Below are 1,507 nucleotides of genomic sequence, written 5' to 3'. Positions count from 1 at the left end.
ACACCAGCGGTGCCTGGGCCGAGTTGGCACCGTCGTACCAGTCCCAGACCGGCGGCTACGCGCAGTACTCGAATTTCTGGTCGACGGTGTCGTCGGTGCGGGTCGGCGGGGTGACGCAGAGCGGTCCCGGGCGGGCGGTCGCGACGCTCACCTATACCCTGAAGAACGGGACCGTCACCTCCGAGAGCCGCTGGTTCACGGTGGATACGGCCACCGGCCGGATGCTCATCACCGCGTCGGGAACCTGATGCGGAATCGGAAGGAGACCTCCGGGTGACTGTGGCCGCCGTGCTGTGGGATATGGACGGCACCCTGCTGGATTCGGAGAAGCTCTGGGATATCGGCGTACGCGAACTCGCCGAGGAACTCGGCGGCCGGATGACCGACGCCCTCCGGCACGCGCTGATCGGCGCCGACGCCCGCAACGCGCTGCGGATCCTGTTCGACGGACTGGGCCTGGAACTCGACCCGGCGGCGATGCTGGCGGCGGGACAGTGGCTCGAGCGCCGGGTCACCGAACTGATGGCCGGGCCCATTCCGTGGCGGCCCGGTGCTCAGGACGCGCTGGCCACGCTGCGGACGGCGGGTCTGCCGGCCGCGCTGGTGACAAACACCAAGCGATCGATCACCGAGCTGTGCCTGGAGACGCTGGGTCGTCACATGTTCGACGCCTCGGTCTGCGGCGACGAGGTCGACAGCGGCAAACCCGCGCCCGATCCCTATCTGCGCGCCGCGCGGCTACTCGGCGTCGCACCGGAAGATTGTGTGGCCGTGGAGGATTCGCCGACCGGCTCGGCCGCCGCGCTGGCCGCCGGATGCCGAGTGCTGGTGGTGCCGTGCGAAATCGCGGTCCCGTCGCGGCCCGGACTCGAATTCCGCGAATCGCTGGTGGGCCTCACCGTCGACGAGCTGGCCCTGGTTCACGCGGGCGCTCGCTGACACGAGTCACCGCGCTCGTCGGCGCCGCGGACTCGGTGCGGTACCGCCGCGGACGCGGTGTGTGTTCGGCGCGGGCGCGGCGCTCGGGCGGCACCCGCGGTGCGATGTCGGCGCGCGAAGTCACCGCGAGCTTCCGCAGGACGGCTGCGACCTGAGCGTCCACCGTGCGCGCCGAACTGCCGCGTCGCGCCGCGATGTCGCCATTGGTCCAGCCCGCCGCCGCCAGAGCGGCGACCTCCTGTTCGGCCCGGGTCAGTAGATCCCATTCCGGTGCGTGCGGGCGGGCCGGGCGCTCGTCCGGCGCAGCGATTTCGCAGGCGAGTCTGCTGATCTCGGTCAATGTCGGGCACATCTCGGTGCCCTCGCGGTAGGCGGCGTCGAAGGCGCGCGGACCCGATAACCGCCGCATTCCGTCGGCCGCGCGGTCGGTTTCCGCCACGAAGGGTCGCAGCTGGGCGATCTCGACGCCGAGCCGGCGTCGCAGCGCCGCCGCGGCGCCGAGCAGTCGCGCGATCTCCACGGCCGTCGCGCGGGGCACGGCCGGAGGGGGCGCGTCGAGGGTCAGCCG

The 1,507-nt window shown here is 71.9% G+C and carries 2 protein-coding genes and 1 pseudogene; 2 read left to right on the top strand and 1 reads right to left on the bottom strand.

Annotated features, from left to right (window positions below):
* Both RJ03_RS13335 and RJ03_RS13330 read left to right on the top strand, forming a co-directional pair.
* Nucleotides 1–248: pseudogene (locus tag RJ03_RS13335) on the top strand (serine/threonine protein kinase); the annotation flags it as partial.
* 25 nt (nt 249–273) lie between these two features.
* A complete protein-coding gene (locus tag RJ03_RS13330; protein ID WP_036501835.1) occupies nt 274–939 on the top strand; it encodes an HAD family hydrolase in 666 nt (221 codons plus the stop codon).
* On the opposite strand, the gene RJ03_RS13325 is transcribed toward RJ03_RS13330, so the two are convergent.
* Nucleotides 896–1,507, bottom strand: a 612-nt coding sequence (locus RJ03_RS13325; RefSeq protein WP_036501832.1) for a helix-turn-helix transcriptional regulator, incomplete at its 5' end; no start/stop codon positions are given. The genes RJ03_RS13330 and RJ03_RS13325 overlap by 44 nt on opposite strands.

The organism is Nocardia aobensis NBRC 100429, from assembly GCF_000308375.1.
In the GTDB taxonomy this organism is placed as follows: domain Bacteria; phylum Actinomycetota; class Actinomycetes; order Mycobacteriales; family Mycobacteriaceae; genus Nocardia; species Nocardia aobensis.
The sequence above is the reverse complement of the archived record's forward strand: the minus strand, read 5'-3'. Positions and strand labels throughout refer to the sequence as shown.